Here is a 22,971-nt window from a genome sequence, read left to right on the forward strand (position 1 = left end):
AACCTTATGAAAGCCCAATTTATTTTCACCGTTTTGCTTTTGCTAATTTTGGTTTGTTTTGAAAGCTATGCTCATGAATACATATCACTTTGGCCTGAAGGTAAAATGCCAAATTCAAAGGGTTTAGAACTAAAACATATTGAAGAACGCCAGCGAGTTACACAGATTTCAAAACCCGGAATGTATTCCTTTTTTCTTGCCGAAGAGGAGCAAAATGGAGCAGCTGTTTTGATTCTTCCACCAGGTGGCTATCAAAAACTCACCTACAATTTAGGCGGATTTCAAGTTGCAAAGTGGCTCAATACACACGGGATAACCGCTTTCGTTTTAATATACCGTTTGCTAAATTCCCCACTTCCACCGATGCAAATTGGGCAATACGGTCAGTTACAGGAATGGATTAAAGATTGGCACAATCCAAAAGATAAGCACCGTCACGTTTCTCATTTATACGGACTGCATCCTTCGAATCAAATCTCACCTTTTAAAAATCCGGAGTTGTTTAGTGCTGCGCAACAAACACTGAACTATAGAGGTGATAAATCTATCGGTTGGTCGATGGGTTGGAAAGTTAATTTCTGGGCACGTTTGCTCAATGGGGATCGGGCATTTGATTTGATAAAAACTCAGTTGCACTTGGTTGAAGACGGTACTGAAGAAGACGGAACCTATCCTAATTTATTAAATGCACATCCTCCGTTTGAAATAGATGCTAATTTGGGGTGTACTGCCGGTATTTCAGAAATGCTGTTGCAGTCGTATGATGAAGCAATACACCTGTTGACCGAACTTACAGCTTCGTGGGAAGGTGGTTCTATTAAGGGTTTGAAAGTCAGAGGCGGATTTGAACTTGATCTTGACTGGGAAAACAAGCAGTTTAAATCAGTAATTATTCAATCAGAATTGGGAGGGAATTGTCGCATAAGAACTCATACCAAACTTGTAAACAGCAGCGGAGAACCATTAACCGAAGCTACGGGTGAAAATACAAATCCTTTTTTTCAGAATGCCACAATTACACAACCGCTAAATGTTTCAAATCAGAATGCAGCGCAATTGAATATAGGTATATATTATGTTTACGATATAGTTACTAAAAAAGGAGAGATATTAATGCTATCAGCTTTGAATTAAGATAGATTTAGATTCAATATATTTTTATAAAATCAATATTATGTCAAAAGTTATTATCAAAATAGTTTCGGTTCTACTCATCACATTTGGGACCTCATTAAAAGCTCAGGATTTGAATTATGATTTTGTTGTTGCTGCAGATGCTTCAGGAGATTTTGTGAAGATTCAGGATGCTATTATGGCGATTCCTGATTTTAGAAAAGCTGAGACACGTATTTTTATAAAAAACGGAACATATAAAGAAAAACTCATTTTACCAGCTTCAAAGACAAATGTAACGTTTATAGGAGAGGAGCGCGAGAATGTTATCTTGACTTATGATGATTTTGCTAGTAAGCATAACGCATTTGGAGAGGAAAAAGGAACTACAGGATCATCATCCTTTTTTGTTTTTGGTTCAAATTTCACAGCGAATAATATAACTTTTGAGAATTCATCTGGCCCGGTAGGTCAGGCAGTAGCTGTAAGAGTTGATGGAAATAATGCTCATTTTGAAAATTGTAAATTTTTAGGATTTCAAGATACGCTTTACGTTCATGGTCGTGATGCTAAGCAGTATTATAAAAATTGTTATATAGAAGGAACTACTGATTTTATATTTGGTTGGTCTCAGGCTATTTTTGAAAATTGTGAAATTTATTCAAAAGAAGGAGGGCAATATATTACTGCAGCATCTACAGAAGAAGGGGAGCCATACGGACTTGTTTTTATAAACTGCAAACTTACAGGTGATGCACCTAAAAATAGCGTTTACCTAGGCAGACCTTGGCGCGATTATGCCCAAACTGTTTTTATAAACTGCAATATGGGCGCACATATTAAATCTGAAGGTTGGCACAACTGGTCTAAACCAGAAGCAGAGCAAACTACTTTTTATGCAGAATATAACTCTACAGGAGTTGGAGCATCACAAAATCGTGTAAGTTGGGCACAGCTCTTAAGCGAAGAAGAAGCATCAAAATTTACACGTACTAAGCTTAGGGAAGAATAGTCTTCTTAATTAAATAATAGAATTTTATGAAAGGAAGGTTTATCATTATTTTAATATTGAGTACAATTCAATTCTCTGCAGTAGCACAATCTGATACTGTAGACTGGCACAATATACTGCGTCAGAAAAAAAGCTGGTATTCAACAGGTGAAGCGAAGCAAATAGGCAGTCAGGTATTGCATTTTCAATACGATAATGGTGGTTGGGCGAAGAATATTGAAATGGCAGAGCCTATTTCTAAAAGCGAAATAGCCAAGCTGAAAACAAAGCAAGAAACGACGATTGACAATGGAGCAACGATAAAGCAGTTGCGATTTTTGAAAAAAATGATTGATCAAAATTATTCCAAAGTATATATCAAATCATTTAAAGATGGCGTAGCATATCTTTTGGAAGCTCAATATGAAAATGGAGGTTGGCCTCAATTTTACCCACTTAAAAAAGGGTATTACACGCATATTACATTTAATGATAATGCAATGATAGGTGTCTTGCAATTACTTTATGATATTAATAATACTGATGAATACACATATATCTCTGAGCAAACTAAAAGTAAAATAGCTGTTGCGATAGAAAAGGGTGTTGCTATTATTTTAGAGTTGCAAATTGAACTTGATGGTGAACTTACCGTATGGTGTGCACAACATGATGAAAAGACGCTGGAGCCTGCCAAGGCAAGAGCCTATGAATTACCATCCTTAAGTGGTGGGGAAAGTGTAGAGATACTCGACTTTTTAATGCAATTTGAGAATCCTTCAGATCGAATGATAACCGCTATTGAAGCTGGTGTAAATTGGTTTAAAACCCATTCTATTGAAGATAAGGAAGTTAAGTGGATTAATATTAAGACAGATACCGGTATGCGAAGAGATCGGGTTGTGGTTGAAGCACCTGGAGCAGAAGCACTTTGGGCACGCTTTTATTCTCTAGAAACGCAGCAACCTATATTTGTAGGAAGAGACGGAATCATTAAAGATAATTTGGCAGATATTGAATACGAACGTCGGACTGGTTATAGTTACATTCGCAATTATGCAGAACGACTTCTAAAGAAAGATTATCCTGAGTGGAAATTAAGACTTAAGGTTGTTAATGATTAATATTCAGTGGATAGGATAATTTAAAGTATTCCTCTAAGTCCTACTGTAGTAACTTCTTCCGCTATTGTAATGATACTTTAAAGTTGAGTAAATATACTCAATAAGTACCTGAATCTATATTATTTACAATTAGTACTACTATTTCAGAAGTCTGTTATAATGTTTAGAATTCGATATACGTAAATTACTTCAATATTCTAAAAGTTATTAAAAAGTAGATTTTGGTCATTATAACCATGTTTTTGGTTGTCATCTCGGTAGTTGTTGAAAATACCTTTGTACTGTAAAAAAAGGTATCACTTAAACTTGAAGAGATGAAAACAAAAAAACACCTTATAGTAACAACCGTATTTCTCTTAAACTCGCTGCTTTTTATAATTAACAGTACTGCGCAGACAGATCAAAGATTTGCTAATACTGTTAATCTTGATACGGTAAATTTAGATTCTAGAAGCGTAGCAATTAATCAGTTCGTCTCAGATATTATAACTGATAAGGACTTTAAATACCGTAAAGCTTTAAGAGAATCAAAATCTAGTAAAAAACACTATACCCTAAATAATTTTGAAATTACAGAAACAGATCTTTTAAAGCACTTTAAAAAGGCTGCTCGTAAATCTGACTCTGTAGCGGGTTTTGCTCGCTACTTTCAAAACAGAAACTTGAGTTTCATAGCTGCGCTTGATCAGTATGTTTTAGAACAACTCTATAATACAATACGACAGACCACTTTCAATGGTTTTCTAGATAACTGGCAAAAATATTACTAGAGTATTCTTATCAAAAAAATAGATTTTGGTCATTTATACAAACATATTGATCAGTCTTACGTCTTTCACCCCTACTAAATTTGCCAATCAATATACAACCTGTTTAAACTCAAATTAAAATGAAAACATTCGATCTCAATACAAAAAAAATAGCCGTCAATATTCTTACGGTGGCAGGACTTTTATTACTACTATTTTTAATTCTTTCGTTTACAAATGAAAGCACAGAAGAAAAATCTGAACCTGCTGTTGCAGCAAATCAGGCAATGCCGGTAGAAGTAGCAACTCCCGTATTTGGTAACATAACCGAATGGGATGAATACACCGGTCGTTTTGAAGCTAGTGACCGAGTAGATGTTCGGGCTCGTGTAAATGGTTTTTTAGACCGGGTAAATTTTACAGACGGTCAGCACGTTAAAAAAGGAGAAGTACTATTTACTTTAGATGACAGACCTTTTAAAATCGCATTATCTCAAGCCACAGCAGAATACAATCAGGCACAGGCTTCTTTAAAAACAGCTCAGGATAACTATAACAGAGTAGAATCTCTTCGGGAGTCAGGTGCTTTGTCTATAGAAGAGTATGACCGTAGAAAACAAGCTTTAGCTTTTGCTCAGGCAAGTGTGGCATTGTCTCAATCTCATGTAGATAAGGCAAGATTAGATTTACAATTTACAAAAGTTATTGCGCCTATTTCTGGATTAGTGAGCAGACATATGGTTAACGAAGGTAATCTTATAGATGGTGGTACTTCTAATGCTACGCTTTTGACAACAATAGTGGCAACAAGTCCCATATACTTTTATTTCACCGGTAGTGAATCTGATTATTTACGTTATGTGCGTTTAGCACGAAGCGGGGAAAGAGGCTCTATGCGAACTGATACGCTGCCTGTATTTATAAAATTGCAGGATGAAGCAGACTTTTTGCACGAGGCAAAAATAGACTTTGTAGATAATGAGATAGATAACAGTACCGGAACTATTGAAAGCAGAGCTATTTTAGAAAATAAAGATCAACTCTTAGAACCGGGTATGTTTGGTAAAGCAAGACTAATGGGTAGTGCTGAGCATGATGCATTAATGATTTCAGATGATGTAATTGGTACCAATCAATCCCTTCGTTTTGTATATGTTTTAGGAAAAGATAATACTGTTGAAGTCAAAAATATTACCCTAGGACCATTGCATACTAACGGCTTGAGAATCATTAGAGATGGTTTAACTAAAGACGATAAGTTGATTGTAAATAATATTCAGAAAATACAACCAGGAATGACCATTGCTCCGGTGGAAAGTTCTTTTACGGAAGAAGCTAGTTCTGAAGAATAATTGCTTTTATCAATGCTTAAAAGTTATTTCATACCTCACGTGAAATCTTGATTTAGAAAACTCTAAAATTTTAAAACGGAATATATCCTTCCCATTTTCGAGAGCCGAAAAAGAGAAGGCTAGAACTGTACATCCTATTTGTAAATACCATTATGAAATTTAGTCACATTTTTATACAGCGTCCCATCTTTGCCGGAGTCTTGAGTGTTCTCATACTCATCGTAGGTGCGCTTGCTTATGTATCCTTACCCATTTCCCAATTTCCCGACGTTGCGCCACCTACCGTTGAAGTGGTAGCAACCTATCCCGGCGCTAATGCCAGAACCCTTTCTGAAACGGTGGCAGCACCCTTAGAAAAGGAAATAAATGGAGTAGAAGGCATGTTGTACATGACGTCTCAATCTTCTGCTGATGGAAGGGTAATCGTACAGGTAGCTTTTGAACTGGGAACCGATTTAGACCGGGCACAGGTTCAGGTACAAAACCGGGTTGCAATTGCAGAACCCAGATTGCCTGAAGCATCCCGTAGATTAGGGATCACCACCAAAAAGATATCTCCAGATATTCTCCTTGTGGTGAATATGTATTCGCCTAATAAAACCTATGATCAGACCTACATGGGGAATTATGCGGCACTTCAATTAAAGGATGAATTGGCGCGTATTAAGGGTATTGGTGATATTCAGATTTTTGGGGCAGCAGAATACGCCATGCGTATTTGGTTGGATCCTGATAAAATTTCAAACTTAGATATGACAGCGGGTGAGGTTGTGGCTTCATTGCGTGCTCAAAACGTGCAGATAGCAAGTGGAACGCTAAATACATTGCCTTCCGGAAAGCAAGCTGCTTTTGAAATCAATATTCAGACACAAGGGAAATTAGTAACGACAGAGCAGTTTGAAAATGTAATCTTAAAATCAAATGAAGGAGGAAGACTGGTGCGTCTAAAAGATGTAGGGCGCGTAGAATTAGGTGCTCAGAACTATGCGACGACTGGTTATTTAGGTAAAGATCCTGCGATTGCGATGCCTGTTTTTCAACAACCGGGAGGAAATGCTTTAGAAACTTCAGCAGAGATTGAAGCTCGTATGGAAGAACTTTCTAAAAGTTTTCCGAAAGATTTAGAATACAAGATTGCATATAATCCAACTAAATTTATTCAGAAATCGGTAGATGAGGTGTATCACACTATTTTTGAAGCGATCATTCTGGTAGTTCTCGTTATTCTTTTATTTCTTCAATCTTGGCGTGCTGCAATAATTCCGATTCTGGCAATACCAGTTTCTCTAATTGGAACCTTCGCAGTGATGCAGGCCATCGGCTTTTCGTTAAATAACCTGACTCTTTTTGGTTTGGTTCTCGCCATTGGTATCGTGGTAGATGATGCGATTGTCGTTGTAGAGAATATGGAGCGGTATCTGGCACAAGGATTTGCTCCTAAAGAAGCGGCACGCAAAACAATGGATGAAGTTGGAGGTGCTCTGGTTGCTATTGGTTTGGTACTGATTGCAGTGTTTATTCCTACTGCATTTTTAGACGGAATTTCAGGGCAGTTTTACAAGCAATTTGGGATGACCATTGCAGTGGCGACTGCTATTTCTGTATTTGTTTCGTTGACGTTAAGTCCGGCAATGGCGGCTTTGTTAATGAAACACGAAGTAAAAGATCCCAATAAAAAGACACCCTTAATACTGAAGCCTTTCGCTTACGTAGGAAATGGTTTTAACCGATTTATAGATAAAATTTCGGCAAGTTATGGCAAGCGCGTACAAAAATTGGTACGTACTTCAATTATGGTGCTGGTGGTTTATGGCGGACTAATAATCATCACAGGTTTTGAATTCGGTAGAGTGCCAAAAGGATTTATCCCTGCGATGGATCAGCAGTATTTTATCACACTGGTACAGTTACCGCCCGGAGCGTCTTTATCAAGAACAGATGCCGTTGTAAAAGATGTTATAGATAAAGCTTTGGATATTGATGGGGTGGAAAATGCGATTGCCTTTACAGGATTTGATGCAGCATCTAATACCAACTCTTCAAATACTGCAGCGGTATTTTTACCTCTGGAAGATTTTGAAATTCGCGAAGAAAAAGGCCTGGAATACGAAGAACTCTTGGGAACAATAAGTGCCAACTTAGGTCAGATAGACGATGCGATTGTGCTGGTAATACCACCGCCATCTGTACGAGGTATTGGTAACGCCGGTGGTTTTAGAATGATGGTTCAAGATAGAGCAAACCTAGGTACAGATGAGTTGGTAAAAGCTACGTATGCACTTGCTGCTGCAGCTAATGCTGATCCCATTTTAACCAATGTTTTTACATTTTTTAATGATCAGACTCCGCAGTTGTACTTGGATATCGATCGCGTAAAAGCTGAAAAGCTGGGAATCAATGTAGGTGATGTTTTTCAGTCTTTAGAGATTTATATGGGTTCTGCTTTTGTAAATGAGTTTAATTATCTGGGAAGAACCTTTCAGGTGACTGCACAGGCAGATGCTCCTAATCGCTTAACTCCAGATGATATTTCACGAATAAAAGTGCGCAATGCAGACGCTGAAATGGTACCACTGGGAACCTTTACAAAGCAGGAAGATATTTCGGGTGCGTCGCGTATTCCCCGTTTTAATCTGTTTCCTGCAGCTTCCTTAAATGGGAATATAGCTCCCGGTTACAGCTCAGGTGAAGCTTTAGACAGGATGGAAGAACTCGCGGCAGAAGTGCTTCCGCAGGGAATATCTTTTGAGTGGACCGAGCTTGCGTATCAGGAAAAACAAACCGGTAATACTGCAGGTATTGCTTTTTTACTAGCCGTTGTATTTGTGTTTCTGCTTTTAGCTGCTCAGTTTGAAAGTTTGGTGCTTCCGCTTGCGGTAATATTTATTGTGCCTATGGTGTTGCTATCAGCAATTGTAGGAATTGATCTTGCAGGTCTTGATAACAATATTATGGTGCAGATAGGACTGATTGTTTTGGTAGGTCTTGCGAGTAAAAATGCGATTCTTATCGTGGAGTTTGCCAAGCAGTTAGAAGATCAGGGTAAAGATTTAAAAACCGCTGTAATAGAAGCATCCCGGTTGAGATTACGCCCTATATTAATGACAGCGATGGCTTTTATTCTGGGTGTAATTCCGTTAGCTATTGCTACCGGAGCAGGAGCAGAGCTTCGGGTTTCATTAGGTATCGCAGTATTTAGCGGAATGCTTGGGGTTACGATATTCGGTATTTTTCTAACACCTGTATTTTATTATCTGGGAAGAAAATGGACGACCCAAAAAGCAAAAGAACAGCACGAGCAATAACTTATAATAATACAATCTAAACAGATGAAAAATAAATTTTTAATATTCCTTTTCTCTTTAATCTTGAGTTCTTGTGGAATCACAAAGCGAGATTTTGAAGTTGATCAAAATGTGAACATTCCCGATGATTTTTTAAAAGAGGAACTTGCAGCAGAAACTACAACAAACTCCGAAGTGATACAAGACTGGTGGTCAAATTTCAATGATCCGGTTTTAGATACGCTTATTGAAAAAGCTCGTAAACACAATCTGGACATCAACACGGCGATTGCTAACTTTTATGCATCGCGGGCATTTATAAAAGGTACTAAATTTGATAGAATACCTACGGTGACAGCTAATGGAGATTATACCCGTACCCGTCTGGGAGAAAATGTTTTCGTACAGGGTTCTAATCCTACTTATAATACGTTTAATACCAGTTTTGATGCTTTTTGGGAAGCTGATCTCTTCGGAAGGGTTTCCAACCGAATTAAAGGAGCAGTAGCCAATAGTCAAATGGCTCTGGCCGATATGCAAGGCGCTTATGTGAGTATTTTTGCGGAAGTAGCTACTAATTATATGGAGCTTCGCGGAACACACTATTTGCTAGACATTGCAAATCGCAATTTAAAAGGACAGCAGGGTACGTATGATTTAACCTTGCAGTTATCTGAAGCAGGAACCAGCAATAATCTTGACGTTTCCAGAGCACTGGCGCAGCTTGAAAATACGCGGGCAACCATACCACCACTTAAAGCCCGTATTGAAGCTTTAAAAAACAGTTTGAGTGTTTTAATAGGTGAAGTTCCCGGTAATTTAGATGCAGCTTTAGTAAGTGATCAACCTTTACCCAGTCTACCAGTTTCAGTAGGAATAGGAGATGTAAACGAGTTATTAAGACGACGCCCAGATATCAGAAGGGCAGAAGCGGCTTTACAGGTGCAAATTGCTCAGTATAATATTTCAGTAGCAGAGCTTTATCCTAAAATACAGTTTGGTGGCTCTATAGGATTTTCGGCAGTAGATTTTGCAAACTTCGGTCAGAAAGAATCCTTCACTTGGAGTATTATGCCTAGCATCAGTTGGGCTGCATTCAATCTTGGGCGTGTGCGGCAACAAATACGCCAAAATGATGCATTAACACTGGCAGCGCTTAACCAGTATGAAAAAGCAGTTTTAGAAGGTCTGGAAGAGCTTAAAACACGGTTGGCAAACTATGCTCAGGAATTAGAAAGAAGGGCCATTTTAGAGCGATCTTCAACAGCAAGTGCACAGGCGGCACAATTTGCTAAAGATAGATACCATGCCGGTCTGGATAGTTTTATAGATTATCTAAGTGCAGATAATACCTTGCTTCAATCAGAAAATTTATTGGCGATTAGTGAAATAGCCTCTGCAACTTCTTTAATAGCGATTTACAAGGCTTTAGGTGGCGGTTGGGAAATCATTTCTGAAGAAGAATTAGACAACAGGTTTGAAACGATGAAAGTAACTGAAAAGACTTCAGACTAAGTAGAAGTTAGGTCGTTTTTTGATAACTGAATTTATAATTAGAATACGCAGTAGCATTTTAATAAAGGGTAACCTTTCAAACACAAATTTTTGCATATAGAATTTATTTTTAAAATTATAAAGAACCGATTTTGGTCATTACTTCATACTTTTAAAAGATGACCCAGACAGAAATACCGGTTTATGAGACAAGTAATGCACTGAGTGAAGCTATGGGTTTCCCTCATAGAAGTCATATACCCAATTTTGATGTGTATGAATTGGGTAGATTAGAGCCTTCTGCGCGTCGATGTATGCCGCCTTACAGACAAGGTTTTTATCAGATAGGGATATTGAGTTATGTGGGAGAGAGCAAGTTGAATTTAAATACAGACTGGATCTCTCCAGAAGAATATCCGTTATGGTTTGTAGTTCCCGGTCAGGTTTTTTCGTGGGTGCGTGACGAGAATATGGCCGGATTTAATATCATGTTTAAAAAAGAGTTTTTGATGAATGTGGTAGATAATGTAGTAGAGGATTTTCCGTTCTTAAAAATGTCTGAACGCAGTTTGTTAATGCTTACTAAAGAGGAGCATGAATCGTTGCTTTTTGATGCGCAACGTATGCATTCAGTATTTAAAAATCCGCACCCATATCAAGAGAAGATGTTAGAGGGTATGCTGGTCTCTTTTTTATACTTTTGCAAGGCTGTTTATGAGCGTTACAAGACGACCGAAAATCACCTTACACGCGCACAGGTTATTACTCAGAAATTTGAAATTCTGGTTGATAAAATGTATGTAGATACTAAAAACGTGGGGGATTATGCAGATGAGTTAAACATAACTCCTAACTACCTAACAACTACGGTAAAAAAGTTGACCGGTAAGAGTGCAAAAGATATTATTCAGGATCGGTTATTAGTAGAAAGTAAAAGTTTGTTGAAATTTTCAGGTTTAGATATAGGTGAGATTGCTTATCGATTGAATTTTCAAGAACCAACACACTTTACACGTTTCTTTAAAAAATTGAGCGGGTTAACGCCTAATCAATTTCGACAAATGGATTAAAAAATTGCAAAATGGGTACACCTATTGCAGTAAAAATTAATAAACTAAATCATATTTAAAATTGATCAGATTAGTTTCACATTATTAAGCATGCTATGGAAGTTAAGAGAGTTGCGGTAGTCACAGAGGCAGGAAATGGATTGGGAAAGACTTTTGCTAAGATATTAGTAAACCATAATTATAATGTAATTCTGGCGGCAAGTAAGAAGAGTTACGATACCCTCTCACTAGACGCGAATACCTTGCAGGATTTTAAATTGGTAAAGGTTGATTTTACTTCCTCAGAAAGTGTTTCTGAATTAAAAGGCCTAATAACTTCGACTTACGGAAGGTTGGATCTTCTTATTAATAATGCAGAGATTGCTAACGGTTTTGGTCAAAAAATAAGTCAGTTGAAACTTGAAGAGGTAAAAGAGCTTTATGAGATCAACCTTTTTGCGGTGATTCGAATCATTCAGTCTTTAAAACCCGTGCTTGAGGTAAGTGATGATCCCAGCATTATTAATATCACCAGTTCTTTAGGTGATATTACAAAAATGACTGATGATAATTTTTGTTATTCCAATTACTGTATGACCGCCTATGCCACTTCTAAAGCAGCTTTAAATATGTTTACACATCTTCAGTGTAAAGAGTTTAAACCTTCAAAGATTAAAATAAGTAGCTTTGATCCTATTTCTTTAAAGAACTGTACACATAATTCGGTAGTAATTTGTGATGGAATTAAAGATGAATTTGTTAAGCTGATTTCTAAAGCTTCCCTTTAAAAGCTTTTAACGAAATAATTTTCTAAAATTCTAAAGACGCACTATTTGTTTTGAGCGAAATAAGTGATTAAACGATTGTGATTGTTAAAATCAAGTTTATAAACAATCTCTGAAACCGAAAGATTTATAGTAGAAAGCAATTCTTTAGGTTTTTCAATCAATAATTTTAATTACAATACAAATTTTGAAAGTATCCATCCGTCTAAGTGCATCTTTTCAGAACCCTTTGTAGATTCTAATTTAGCGGTCTAAATCTAATCAATGGAGCGCACAATAAGGTCAAGCTGCTGCATTGGCAGTCTGGAGGTTTTGTTTTGTATTATAAACGCCTGGAGCGTGGTACTTTTTAGTTGTCCGATTACGATGAATTTGTGGGAGGATTTCAATTAGATTACACCCAACTGGTGATGCTCATAGACGGGGTAGCCATCACCAATATTACCCGAAGAAAACGCTATAAAAAGCCAGTTAAATGCTGGTATATTTTTAACAAGGGTAGTATTTTAGCTACCCGATGACCTCTCAGGAGCTACAAAGAGAAAACGAGCAACTTCGCCAGTCCAATGAAGCCTTCAAGAAGAATATCTCCACTTTGGAGGTAGAATTTGGGCAGCTCTATAAGCTGATCCAAGGTTTTAAATCGGAACGCTTTATTCCTGAGATCTTAGAGCAACAATGATCCCTTTTTCCTGAAGGTTCAGATAAGACAGGGCAAATAGCTAGCCCTAAAGAAACGATCACCTATACCCGTTAAAAACAAAAGCCCGGCGCGTAGCAGCTTGCTGAAACACCTTCCGGTGCGAGAAGTCATTCTTGAACCAAAGGAAGGTGTAAGTACACTGAAAAAATAGGGGAGGAAATTAGGGATCAAGTCTAATTGTCGTTTTTAAGCAAGATTTGTAGTTAATTCTGTACAGAATAGAATGCTGCATTTTTCACTCCCCTAAATGGACTTCTAAACGCACCTTATTCTAAGCTATTTGCATAATCCCGTATAGCTATACATATACTATTGATAAGATAGGAATACTTATAGATAACCCCAAAGTCAGTCCACACTCCAACCACATTCACCCACAGATTTTGTGGTAAAGTGTGGTTTCAGTGTGGTGTCATTATGCTTGTACTTGGAAAGATTTTAAAAACTAAGCCCAAAAACAAATACACCATCCGTATTGGGGCCGTTAATCGAGCGAACGTAATCAATTCTTAAAAATTTCAATTTACCAAAACCAAGATTACCTATACCTGCAGAAAACTCATAATACGGTTTGTTTTCATGAGTTATTAAGCTGTGACTTCCCAGTATGAAATTTGCGTTTAAAGCACGTATTCCGGGAATTTTGCCAAGGATGAATCCTTTAAAGTTATGCTCTAAATGCCCCTCAAAATAGCTGCTGTTTGTACTGAAATCATAATATGGAAGCAGATTAAATCCGTTAAGATGTTTGCCTTCTAGATTAATTCGGGTTTGATTCCCTGAGAAATGCTGGTAATCAACAAAACTGATGTTGTCTGAATTAAAGAAAGTACCGCCACGCAAATTATAGCCAAAACTTCCTTTATTTGAAATATCAAACTCTTGTTTAAGTTGTGCTGCAAACTGCGTAAAATTAAAATCACTGATTGAGGCTGCAAAAGTTTGCTCAATGTTGAGAGTAAGTGTAGGATATTTTGATTCACCAATATTGAATTTTCCATCAGGATAACTCATATATTTTTGATCAAAATTGATGACAGCTCGTGCATTTAATTTTCCCAGTTGATGGGTTTGTATTGCCGGTGTGCTAGAATCATTAGGAGCTAAGGGATTGTTTGAAGTATAATCTATCCGATTTTTAATCCAAACCTGATCTGTTGTGTTGAACAATGGTGAACGCTTTTCATAAGAAGCATTTGCATAGAATTTAAATCCATTAAAAAGCTCTTCACTATAGAATAATCGGGCATAATCCAGTTCGTATACTTTCATATAATTCCGTTCCCAAAATAAGGTTGCAACGCTATTAATCAAGGTTGAAATAGGTTCTCGCGCGTTAAATTGTTGCACTTTTGTACCACCCAAAAGTCCCATAGTTCGGTTTGAGCTTCTGTTAAAGCGCTTGGTCAGGCTTCCTGTAAAACGCAGTCGATCATCATCTATACCATAGTTGGCATCTAGATTTGCATAGGTAGCTTGTTTGTAATCTTCAGTCCACGTGTTGTAAAACAAGCCGGCTTTTGCGTTAAAGCCCTGTACGGTATTGAAACGGAGTTCTGGCAACGGACCTTTATATCCCACACGCCAACGCTCATAAGTGTTATTGTATGTGTATCCCAACAAAGGATCTGCTAGGCTGAATTTATTATTCACCCCATCAATAGAATCTTTATACGGTTTAGAATCGCGTATTTCTTGCAGACTATCTTTTACCACATAATCAGAGCGCTCTTCGAGTGTTAGAGGAACGGGACGTATTTTTTGCCAAAATAGGCTGTCTTTTTTATTGGCTTCAGGCTGAAAGCTCAATACTTCATTGGTAAAACTCGTACGGTCAAATTGGGGTTCAAAATTATAATTACTATATACAGCTGTAAATCTTCCGTTACCGCCAAAGCCTAAGAGTTTAAAACTAAAGTCTATACTTTGTGAGATTTTAATCCAGAGTTCTTTTTCAGCATCATATTTAAAATTGTGCTTAAAAACCAATTCCTCAACGAACGGAACTTGTATCGCAGTTCCTGTAGTTTTGAGGTCTGCACCATACAATTGCCAGTCTTCTTCAACGACATAAATGATTCCTTCAAAAATACGATCGTTTTTGCGTTTTGGCGTGACTTCAATTTTATTGATTAATTTTTTATCTTCGCGAAAAGCACCTACGAGCTTATAACTGTAATAACGAAATGCATTATCTGCAATGGGAGAAACCAGCTGCGAATTGATCTCAAGTGTATTGTTATAGAACGAATAATCAGCTTCCTGAGCACTATTGAAGCTAAAACCGTTGTCATTACCACTCACTTTACTGGCGGTAATGGTTTCTTTAAAATCGTCAGGTGCTTGATATGCAATTTTAGAAATTGTCTCACTTAGGTACACAATACCAGTTCTAGTGGAGTCGAGACCACCACCCAGATCTCCAATTTTCTGACCCAGGAATTTCTCAGGAGCATTTTCTACACGCCATAAACCTCTGGAATAAAAGTCGGCGGTATAGGCATTTTGCTTCTTTAGGATTTCAGGCTTTTTGTTGATTACTTCCCTGATGATTCGGTCTGCAGGATTACCTTTTGTATCTACTATGATCTCATCTAGCGATGTAGTTTCTTCAGTTAAAACAGTGTTGAGTTCGTATGGATATTGATCAATACGAACCTCAAGTTCTTTTGTGGTATATCCTAAAAACTGAAAAACAACGGTGTATGTACCGGCTTTAGAAAGTGATAACGAATAATTTCCGTCGCCGTTTGTGGTCGTTCCGGTAGTAGAATTTTTTAAGTAAATATTTACGTAGGGTAGTGGCTCGTTGTCACTATTTGTAACAAGCCCGGTAATCTGGCTGTAACCGCTTAAGCACGTGCATAGCAGAAAAATAAAAAGTAGCTTTTGGATCATAAGAGAAGTTTTGCTCGGTAATCAACGAATTAATAAGTTAGAGCTTAGCCTAATATAATTTGAATTTCCCGAAGTAGTTCTCTTAAAAGACTCTGACTACTTTTTAAGTGTTGCATTAATTATTAAATGCTTTTTTGATTTGACCTAATCTTTTCTTAGAATCCCGGTCTTTAATAGTCTCGCGCTTATCATATAATTTTTTACCCTTAGCCAGAGCGATTTGCATTTTAGCAAGACCGCGATCATTTATAAATAATCGCAGGGGGACGATTGTGAGTCCGCTGTTACGCACTTCTTTAAGCAGCTTATTAAGCTCACGGCGATTGAGTAATAACTTACGACTACTCTTAGGGGTATGGTTAAAATACGTAGCATGAGAATACTCTTGAATCGTCATATTGATCACAAAAAGTTCATTGCCTTCAAACTCGCAAAAACTCTCAGCAATAGAAGCTTTACCTTCTCTAATCGATTTTATTTCGGTACCGGCAAGTTTGATTCCGGCAGTATATTTATCAAGAATCTCATATTCAAAACGAGCCTTCTTGTTTTTGATGTTTATTGTATTGGTCTGTTTCATAACACTGCAAAAATACTAATTTCTGAGTTGGGCTGCTATTGCTTTTAATTGCTTTAATTTTGTGGTTAAATAACCCCTAAAAACGAGTAATAGATTTATAGCTGTTACTCCTTAAATTAATTAAAATGATTTATAGAATATTCTTAATATTTATTACGTTACTCATCTTTTCTTGCAAAGAAAAACCTCAAAATCTGGATGTAAATACCATCATAGAAAATGCGATTACCCGAGTAGGTGGTGCAACCATAAATACGTCTACGATTACATTTCATTTTAGAGATAAATACTACAGGGCCAATCGTGATAACGGGTTATACCGTTTAGAACGCAGCAGTGATGCTGCTTTTAAGGATACCTTAGATCAGTTGACCAATTCTGATTTTAAACGCTTTATCAATGAAAAAGAAGTTGCTGTTGCAGACTCGCTAATCACGTCGCTTTCGGGCGGGGTAAATTCTGTGCATTACTTTTCAGTGTTGCCGTATGGTTTAGATTCTGAAGCGGTAAATGCTAAAAAAATAGGCGAAGCTACTATAAATGGAAAGACCTATTATGAAATTCAAGTGAGCTTTAGTCAAGAAGGTGGCGGTGAAGATTATGAAGATCAATATATGTACTGGATCAATACCGAAGATTTTACAGTAGATTATTTAGCTTATAATTATCACGTAAACGAAGGCGGAACGCGTTTTAGAGAAGCTTATAATGCAAGAGAAATCAACGGAATTCGATTTGTAGATTACCGCAACTTTAAACCGGAAGAACAGTTTCCATCTCTTGAAAGTCTTGACAGTTTATTTGTAAACGATAAACTTGATTTACTCTCTAAAATAGAATTAGAAGACGTTACCGTAACTGAATATTCAAAATAAATAATCGAAGGGTTTCTAAGGTGAATTTACTCTTGGCTCCAGCTGTTAAAGTCTTTTACATCAACCTCGGTCTGACCATTTTCTACTTTCACTATGTAAAGAAAACCGTATTTAGAATCATCAATCTCATCATACTTATCAGATCCCACAATCGCATTTACAAAAGCAGGAGTTGTATTGCTATGACCTACAATTAGAACAGTTTTTCCGGAAGTTTCCTGTTGAAATTCTTTATTAAATAAATTAGTAGGATCGTAAAGTTTTACCTGTAAATCGTTTTGGTTTGCTGTAGGTAAGGCAGTGCTCTTAGTTCTTCTAAAATCAGTGCTGTAAACAGCATCAAAACCAACACCTTTTAACTCATTTGCCCAGAATTGCGCACGCGCCTCACCAACATCGGTAAGAGCAGGGTCATCACCAGCGTTTGCACCGCGTACTTTGTCGGCATGTCTTATAAGATAAAACGTAGCTTCCTGAGAAGTATTAGTGTCTATAGCCGTCTCCTTGGGTTTGTCTTTACAAGAAAGAATCAATAGCATTAACAAGGATAAAAGTAATCTGATCATAGCTGTTTGATTTTAAACAAATTTAACGCTTGTCAATCAAATATTAGCTTTTCATTGGCTCAAATAGACTATGATTAAAGCTAATTTTAAGTATTACTAATAATTAAAAAAATCAATTGTTATGAATAGCGATCAATTAGAAGGAAAATGGAAACAAGTTAAAGGTAAATTTAAAGAAGAGTACGGTGATTTGACTGATGATGACACTACTCATGCTGAAGGTAAATTTGACCAGATGCTCGGTAAGCTTCAAGAAAAAACCGGAAAAACTAAAGAAGAACTTAAAGATTGGATTAACAAGCAATAATTGTTTTCCAATTTATAAATGAACCGCTAAAAAATTAGCGGTTTTTTTATGCGTTAAACTGTAATTTCGCAAGTCTATGCGAATTGTAAAATCTAAAAAGCTTCCGCTGAATTGTGCTGTAATTGATCTGCTTCTAGACTGGATTGAAGAGGTGCCCATAAGTTGTTTATTTACTTCAAATGGGCATGACGATCATTATGGAAGCTTTGAGATACTTCTGGGAGTTGGAGCTGAGCGTATACTTGAGGCTTCTGTAGGAAATGCTTTTTCTCAACTTGCTAATTTTCGAAGCGAACTTAACGATTGGATTCTGGGGTCTCTTTCTTATGATTTGAAAAATGAATTGGAAGATCTGGACTCACAGAATAATGAAGAACTCGATTTTCCTGATCTGTGTTTTTTTCAGCCTAAAAAATTGATACGTATTAAAGGCGATAAAATTGAGTTTTTATACTTGCCTGCATATACGGAAGAAGTAGAAACTGATTTTGAGAATATTTTCAATTCATCTGCTAGCAAGGAAATTATAAAGTTTTTTGAAGCTCCTAAAATTAAAATGCGATTCAGCAAGGATAGGTATTGCGAGCACGTATCAAAAATGCTAGATCACATCAAGCGGGGAGATATTTATGAGGCTAATTTTTGCCAGGAATTTTATGCGGAAGAGAAAATCAATCCTATTTCAAGTTTTAAAAAGCTTAATGCACTTTCTGAAGCACCATTTGCAACCTATTTAAGGCTGAATGATCATTATGCGTTATGCTCTTCTCCAGAACGCTTTTTAGCAAAAAGAGGAAATCAAATCATCAGTCAGCCTATTAAGGGAACAGCACGCAGAAGTGCTGATTCAGTAGAAGATTTAAAACTCGCAGAGCAATTAGCAAAAGACCCTAAAGAACGTACTGAAAATATTATGATTACAGATCTGGTACGAAATGATCTTTCTAAAAATGCAAAAAAAGGGAGTGTTAAGGTTAAAGATCTTTGTAAAGTTTATACTTACAAGCAAGTACATCAAATGATCTCAACGATAACTTCACTAGTTGAGCCAGAATCAGATTCGATAATATTAATCAAAAATGCTTATCCGATGGGAAGTATGACTGGCGCTCCAAAGGTTTCTGCAATGCAAATTATCGAAGAATTAGAAGTTACAAAAAGAGGTTTATACAGCGGTTCTGTTGGCTATTTTACTCCGGATGGCGACTTTGATTTTAATGTGGTTATTCGCAGTATTTTGTATAATTCAGCAAAACCTTATGTTTCTTTTTCGGTGGGAAGTGCCATAACTGCTCAGGCTTTACCTCAAAATGAATATGAAGAGTGCTTGCTTAAAGCAAAAGCGATGCGCGAGACTTTAGACAATTAATTAAGGTCTAGTAATTCAATTTTGTTTCGGTTGATTTTTAGTTTACCTTCTAATTCTAATTTTTTAAGTAGACGTGAAATCACCACTCTAGAGGTATGCATTTCATAAGCAATTTCCTGATGCGTGCTGTGTATTTCGTTAAGTTGGTTAAGTTTCTGTTTGTCTTTAAGATACTTCAGTAAACGTTCATCCATACGCATAAAAGCAATACTGTCTAAAGTGTTTAGCATTTCTTCAAGTCTATTCTGGTAGCTGTCAAAAATGAAATTACGCCAGGATTTATATTTAGAACTCCATTCTTCCACCTTCTGAATAGGTATCATAATCAGCAGGGTATCTAATTCTGCAATTGCACGTATTTCACTTTTTTGTTGTCCACGCGTAAACGAGAGTGTGAGTGCGCACGTATCTCCTTTTTCGAGAAAATAGAGTAGGAGTTCATCACCGTTTTGATCTTCTCTCAAAATTTTAATCGCACCACTAATGAGCAACGGTATTGCTGTAATATACTGACCAATGTCCATGAGCATTTCACCTTCTTTAGCTTCTCTTAAAATTCCTGTTTCTGTTATTTCTGTTAAAAGCGCTGATTCAAAAAGGTGTGCATAATTGAGATTTAATAATTCTTCCATAGCTTAAAAATAGTGTTTAAAATGATTTTTTAAAACAAAATAGCTAAGCTGTAAATTTTAAAAAAGGATTAAAGTACTGGTAATCTGTATGCAATCTTTTATATTGAAATTAGACATAAAATCTAATTATAATGGCAGGACATAGTAAATGGGCCAACATAAAACACCGTAAAGGAGCCCAAGATAAAAAACGAGCAAAAGAGTTCACGCGGGCAATTAAAGAAATCACAGTAGCTGTAAAAGAAAATAATCAAAACGGAGATCCAGATTCTAACCCGGCATTGCGAAATGCCATTCAAAATGCAAAGGGAGTAAATATGCCCAAGGATACGATCGAACGGGCTATAAAGAAAGCCTCAGGTGCAGATGCTGATTCTTATGAACAACTCACTTTTGAAGGTTATGGCCCTAACGGAATCGCATTTTTTATAGAATGCACTACAGATAATTCTAATCGTACTATTGCGTCGGTACGTTCTATTTTTTCTAAAAACGGCGGAAGTCTGGGAACTCATGGTTCGCTTGAATTTTTATTTGATCGCAAAGGAGTTTTTACCTTAGATAAGACTAAAATTGAATGGGATTTTGAAATGCTTCAACTCGAGCTCATTGAAGGTGGAGCAGAGTCTTTTGAAAACCACGACGACGTTTTTGTGGTTTACACACAGTTTACAGATTTTGGTAGAATGGCTCAACATCTTGAAGAATTAAATATTGAAACTAAAAATGCTGAATTGCAGCGTATTCCTCTAAATACTATTGAATTACCGGTCTATGAAGCAAGAGAAATATTGAATCTCATCGAAAAATTTGAAGACGATGATGATGTGCAAAATGTATTTCACACGTTAGAATTTAATGAAGAACTGGAACTCGCTTTAAATGATGAAGAGGAAGAATAAAATCTTCTAAAATGAATCTTATTTATTCTTTTTTCTTTCTCTTTTTGGTTTTTTTACTTTGTTCAGAATCTATATCTGCAACTAGTTTATTTTCAAACTGAATACGTGATTTAGAAAGATGCTTACCATTTTCTAATGAGCAGATAAACTTAATGAGTTTTTCGCGCAAAGAACAATGTAAATCCCAAGTTGTAGAGGCATCTTTTGCGCTACAAAGTGCTCTTAACTCTATGGAGTTTTCAGTAGCATCCACAACCTGTAAATTCGGCTCATGTTCCTCATCCCAATTTTCTTCTGATTTTAATAATTCTATAAATTTTTTGCGAACCACATCAACGTCAATTTCATAATCAACATATAAAATAATAGGACGTACTTGGTGGGCACTAGTCATAGACCAGTTTTCAAAAGTCTCTGAGATTATTTTTTTAAGAGGAACCACAAGTCTTCTTTGATCCCATGTACGAACAACGAGATATGTAAATCGTATATCTTCAACATATCCCCAGTCTTCTTTGATAATTACGGTATCGCCTATTCTGGCAGGGCGCGTAATAGCAATTTGAATTCCGGCTACGATATTACCTAGTGTGCTTTGTGCAGCAACACCAAGAATTACCGTAGCTACCCCAGCAGAAGCTATTAGCGATATGCCTAATTTTTCTAAAGATCTAAATTGCGAAAGAATAACCGAAATTCCGACAATGATTACCACAAAAGTGATCACTCTTCTTGCAACAGATATGTAGGTCATCATCATTCGAGCCTCATTATTCTCTTCGGGATTTGCATCACCTATTTTAGTCTCTGCAACATAAACCATAAACGAGTCTATAAAACGCATAATAAACCATGTCATAGTACCTATAACTGCAATTAGGAGAATAGCATATAAAGTACTTGCGAAGGTTCCGCCAAATGATATTAATTTGTTTAAGGTGATATAAAAGAATAATACACCAATAGCCCATCCTGCGGGTGTAGCTAATCTTTTTGCTATTTTATTAACCCATATTTTATCAGACTTTTTAAATAGTTTTCTGAAAAACCAAATACTTACTTTTCCTAGAAAATAGCTTAATAAAATAAGAATCAAAGTCCCAACAACTTTCCATACCGGTGTATTCATAAATCGAATACGCGCCCAATCTGGCATCATTCGGTCTAATTCTCGTGGTCCATAAATCTTATAAAGTGCATCAATATTTTCTGTTGTATTAGCAGAAATTAGCCAAAAAGCTCCATAATCTTTGTATTTAATACGTTGTAAGCGTAAAATAACATCCTTTCCATCTAAATCTATTTCACCAAAAACAACGCTGCGTAAAGGTTTTCCGGCAATAGCTTGATTAGTTGCAGTACTGATATCAATCTGACCATCTGGACGATCTGATAAAGAACCCCAATCAATTTTTATGCGTTGATTTAAAACAAAATATAATTTTTCAGCAAGTGTTCCTGCTTGCTCTTTAGTAAGATTATCAGGCATTAAATTGAGATTTAAAGCGTAGGCGGCTTCCTCGTAATTATTGTTACGAGAACTTACTATAAAATGTTCTAGAGTTGCCTGAGGGGTTTGAAAATTTAGTTTATTAGGAGGTAGTCCATTAGGATGATTCAACCTATTTAAAATATAATAAGCATCATTATATTCTTGTATTGCATTAGGTTGATACCTGCCATCATCTGAAACAGTTGTATCACTAGAAGGTAAATCTCTGCCTGATGTTGCCTTTGTAGAATCTTGAGCAATACCGCTTAGAACACATAGATTTAACAATAGTATAAGGAGAAGACTACTTTGGTTGGTTTTCATAATTTGAAATTTACATTCAAAAAATATATTGAGGTATTAGCGTTTCGTTAAAACTCAATTTTGCAGCTATATAGATAATTATTTAAACTTATAAAATCTTCTCTTCTCAAAAATTCGACATTAAAAATGAGAATGAGATTTACGCTTGTATAAAACCAGCGTTATTTTATCAATATTAAATTTAGAATTAACCTTTAATTAATATTATAAGTAATAATTTTATGAAGTTTATAGAGTTAGAAGGTTGATTTTTAAAGAAAATATCTTGAGTTGACTTATGAAATAACGATTATTAAAAATAATGAGTAATTGTATGTTGATTTATAAATTATTATGGGTGTAAACTGAAAATATATCAAGGCTTCAATCTTTGATGTAAAAA

General features: G+C 36.3%; 19 protein-coding genes. 14 read left to right on the forward strand and 5 right to left on the reverse strand.

The window, feature by feature from the left end; all coding sequences use genetic code 11:
- The first annotated feature begins 6 nt into the window (after nucleotides 1-6).
- From BUB91_RS05425 to tnpB, 10 genes are all read left to right on the forward strand, one after another.
- On the forward strand, nucleotides 7-1,134 hold the full coding sequence (locus BUB91_RS05425; protein ID WP_073097982.1) for a glycosyl hydrolase family 95 catalytic domain-containing protein: 1,128 nt from the start codon (nucleotides 7-9) through the stop codon (nucleotides 1,132-1,134).
- Between the two features lie 40 nt (nucleotides 1,135-1,174).
- The gene (locus BUB91_RS05430) at nucleotides 1,175-2,125 is read left to right on the forward strand and encodes a pectinesterase family protein (RefSeq protein ID WP_083557844.1); all 951 of its coding nucleotides are present in this window, start codon (nucleotides 1,175-1,177) and stop codon (nucleotides 2,123-2,125) included.
- 26 nt (nucleotides 2,126-2,151) lie between these two features.
- A complete protein-coding gene (gene pelA / locus BUB91_RS05435; protein ID WP_073097987.1) occupies nucleotides 2,152-3,228 on the forward strand; it encodes a pectate lyase in 1,077 nt (358 codons plus the stop codon).
- Nucleotides 3,229-3,542: 314 nt separating this feature from the next.
- Complete coding sequence (locus BUB91_RS05440; RefSeq protein ID WP_073097989.1) at nucleotides 3,543-3,998, forward strand: hypothetical protein; 456 nt, start codon at nucleotides 3,543-3,545, stop codon at nucleotides 3,996-3,998.
- Nucleotides 3,999-4,117: 119 nt separating this feature from the next.
- Nucleotides 4,118-5,329: an efflux RND transporter periplasmic adaptor subunit gene (locus tag BUB91_RS05445; protein ID WP_073097991.1), complete on the forward strand. Its 1,212-nt coding sequence runs from the start codon at nucleotides 4,118-4,120 to the stop codon at nucleotides 5,327-5,329.
- Nucleotides 5,330-5,481: 152 nt separating this feature from the next.
- Nucleotides 5,482-8,634 carry an efflux RND transporter permease subunit gene (locus tag BUB91_RS05450; RefSeq protein WP_073097993.1) on the forward strand — a complete coding sequence of 1,051 codons (3,153 nt, stop codon included), beginning with the start codon at nucleotides 5,482-5,484 and terminating at the stop codon, nucleotides 8,632-8,634.
- 24 nt (nucleotides 8,635-8,658) lie between these two features.
- Nucleotides 8,659-10,128 carry an efflux transporter outer membrane subunit gene (locus tag BUB91_RS05455; protein WP_073097995.1) on the forward strand — a complete coding sequence of 490 codons (1,470 nt, stop codon included), beginning with the start codon at nucleotides 8,659-8,661 and terminating at the stop codon, nucleotides 10,126-10,128.
- Nucleotides 10,129-10,286: 158 nt separating this feature from the next.
- Nucleotides 10,287-11,177 carry a helix-turn-helix domain-containing protein gene (locus BUB91_RS05460; RefSeq protein WP_073097998.1) on the forward strand — a complete coding sequence of 297 codons (891 nt, stop codon included), beginning with the start codon at nucleotides 10,287-10,289 and terminating at the stop codon, nucleotides 11,175-11,177.
- Nucleotides 11,178-11,272: 95 nt separating this feature from the next.
- On the forward strand, nucleotides 11,273-11,944 hold the full coding sequence (locus tag BUB91_RS05465) for an SDR family NAD(P)-dependent oxidoreductase (RefSeq protein ID WP_073098000.1): 672 nt from the start codon (nucleotides 11,273-11,275) through the stop codon (nucleotides 11,942-11,944).
- 257 nt (nucleotides 11,945-12,201) lie between these two features.
- A complete protein-coding gene (tnpB, locus tag BUB91_RS21635; protein WP_073098290.1) occupies nucleotides 12,202-12,294 on the forward strand; it encodes an IS66 family insertion sequence element accessory protein TnpB in 93 nt (30 codons plus the stop codon).
- 788 nt (nucleotides 12,295-13,082) lie between these two features.
- On the opposite strand, the gene BUB91_RS05475 is transcribed toward tnpB, so the two are convergent.
- Nucleotides 13,083-15,542, reverse strand: a complete 2,460-nt coding sequence (locus BUB91_RS05475; RefSeq protein ID WP_073098003.1) for a DUF5686 and carboxypeptidase regulatory-like domain-containing protein — start codon at nucleotides 15,540-15,542, stop codon at nucleotides 13,083-13,085.
- 115 nt (nucleotides 15,543-15,657) lie between these two features.
- Nucleotides 15,658-16,122 (reverse strand): SsrA-binding protein SmpB, encoded by a 465-nt coding sequence (gene smpB / locus BUB91_RS05480; RefSeq protein WP_073098005.1) that lies wholly within the window; start codon nucleotides 16,120-16,122, stop codon nucleotides 15,658-15,660.
- A gap of 125 nt (nucleotides 16,123-16,247) precedes the next feature.
- Between smpB and BUB91_RS05485 the strand changes: the two genes are divergently transcribed.
- Nucleotides 16,248-16,997, forward strand: a complete 750-nt coding sequence (locus BUB91_RS05485) for a DUF6503 family protein (protein ID WP_073098007.1) — start codon at nucleotides 16,248-16,250, stop codon at nucleotides 16,995-16,997.
- Between the two features lie 26 nt (nucleotides 16,998-17,023).
- Here BUB91_RS05485 and BUB91_RS05490 read toward each other — a convergent pair whose 3' ends face one another.
- Entirely contained in the window at nucleotides 17,024-17,563 is a 540-nt protein-coding gene (locus tag BUB91_RS05490; RefSeq protein ID WP_073098010.1) for a SixA phosphatase family protein, read from the reverse strand.
- A gap of 121 nt (nucleotides 17,564-17,684) precedes the next feature.
- Between BUB91_RS05490 and BUB91_RS05495 the strand changes: the two genes are divergently transcribed.
- Together BUB91_RS05495 and BUB91_RS05500 are read left to right on the forward strand one after the other, a co-directional pair.
- Nucleotides 17,685-17,870 (forward strand): CsbD family protein, encoded by a 186-nt coding sequence (locus BUB91_RS05495; RefSeq protein ID WP_073098012.1) that lies wholly within the window; start codon nucleotides 17,685-17,687, stop codon nucleotides 17,868-17,870.
- 76 nt (nucleotides 17,871-17,946) lie between these two features.
- A complete protein-coding gene (locus BUB91_RS05500; RefSeq protein WP_073098015.1) occupies nucleotides 17,947-19,239 on the forward strand; it encodes an anthranilate synthase component I family protein in 1,293 nt (430 codons plus the stop codon).
- Here BUB91_RS05500 and BUB91_RS05505 read toward each other — a convergent pair.
- Entirely contained in the window at nucleotides 19,236-19,871 is a 636-nt protein-coding gene (locus BUB91_RS05505) for a Crp/Fnr family transcriptional regulator (protein WP_073098018.1), read from the reverse strand. The genes BUB91_RS05500 and BUB91_RS05505 overlap by 4 nt on opposite strands.
- Before the next feature lie 131 nt (nucleotides 19,872-20,002).
- On the opposite strand from BUB91_RS05505, the gene BUB91_RS05510 reads away from it, so the two are divergent.
- On the forward strand, nucleotides 20,003-20,773 hold the full coding sequence (locus BUB91_RS05510; RefSeq protein ID WP_073098021.1) for a YebC/PmpR family DNA-binding transcriptional regulator: 771 nt from the start codon (nucleotides 20,003-20,005) through the stop codon (nucleotides 20,771-20,773).
- 22 nt (nucleotides 20,774-20,795) lie between these two features.
- On the opposite strand, the gene BUB91_RS05515 is transcribed toward BUB91_RS05510, so the two are convergent.
- A complete protein-coding gene (locus tag BUB91_RS05515) occupies nucleotides 20,796-22,589 on the reverse strand; it encodes a mechanosensitive ion channel family protein (protein WP_073098024.1) in 1,794 nt (597 codons plus the stop codon).
- Between the last annotated feature and the right edge of the window lie 382 nt (nucleotides 22,590-22,971).

Source organism: Leeuwenhoekiella marinoflava DSM 3653 (genome assembly GCF_900129005.1).
GTDB classification, from domain to species: Bacteria; Bacteroidota; Bacteroidia; order Flavobacteriales; family Flavobacteriaceae; genus Leeuwenhoekiella; species Leeuwenhoekiella marinoflava.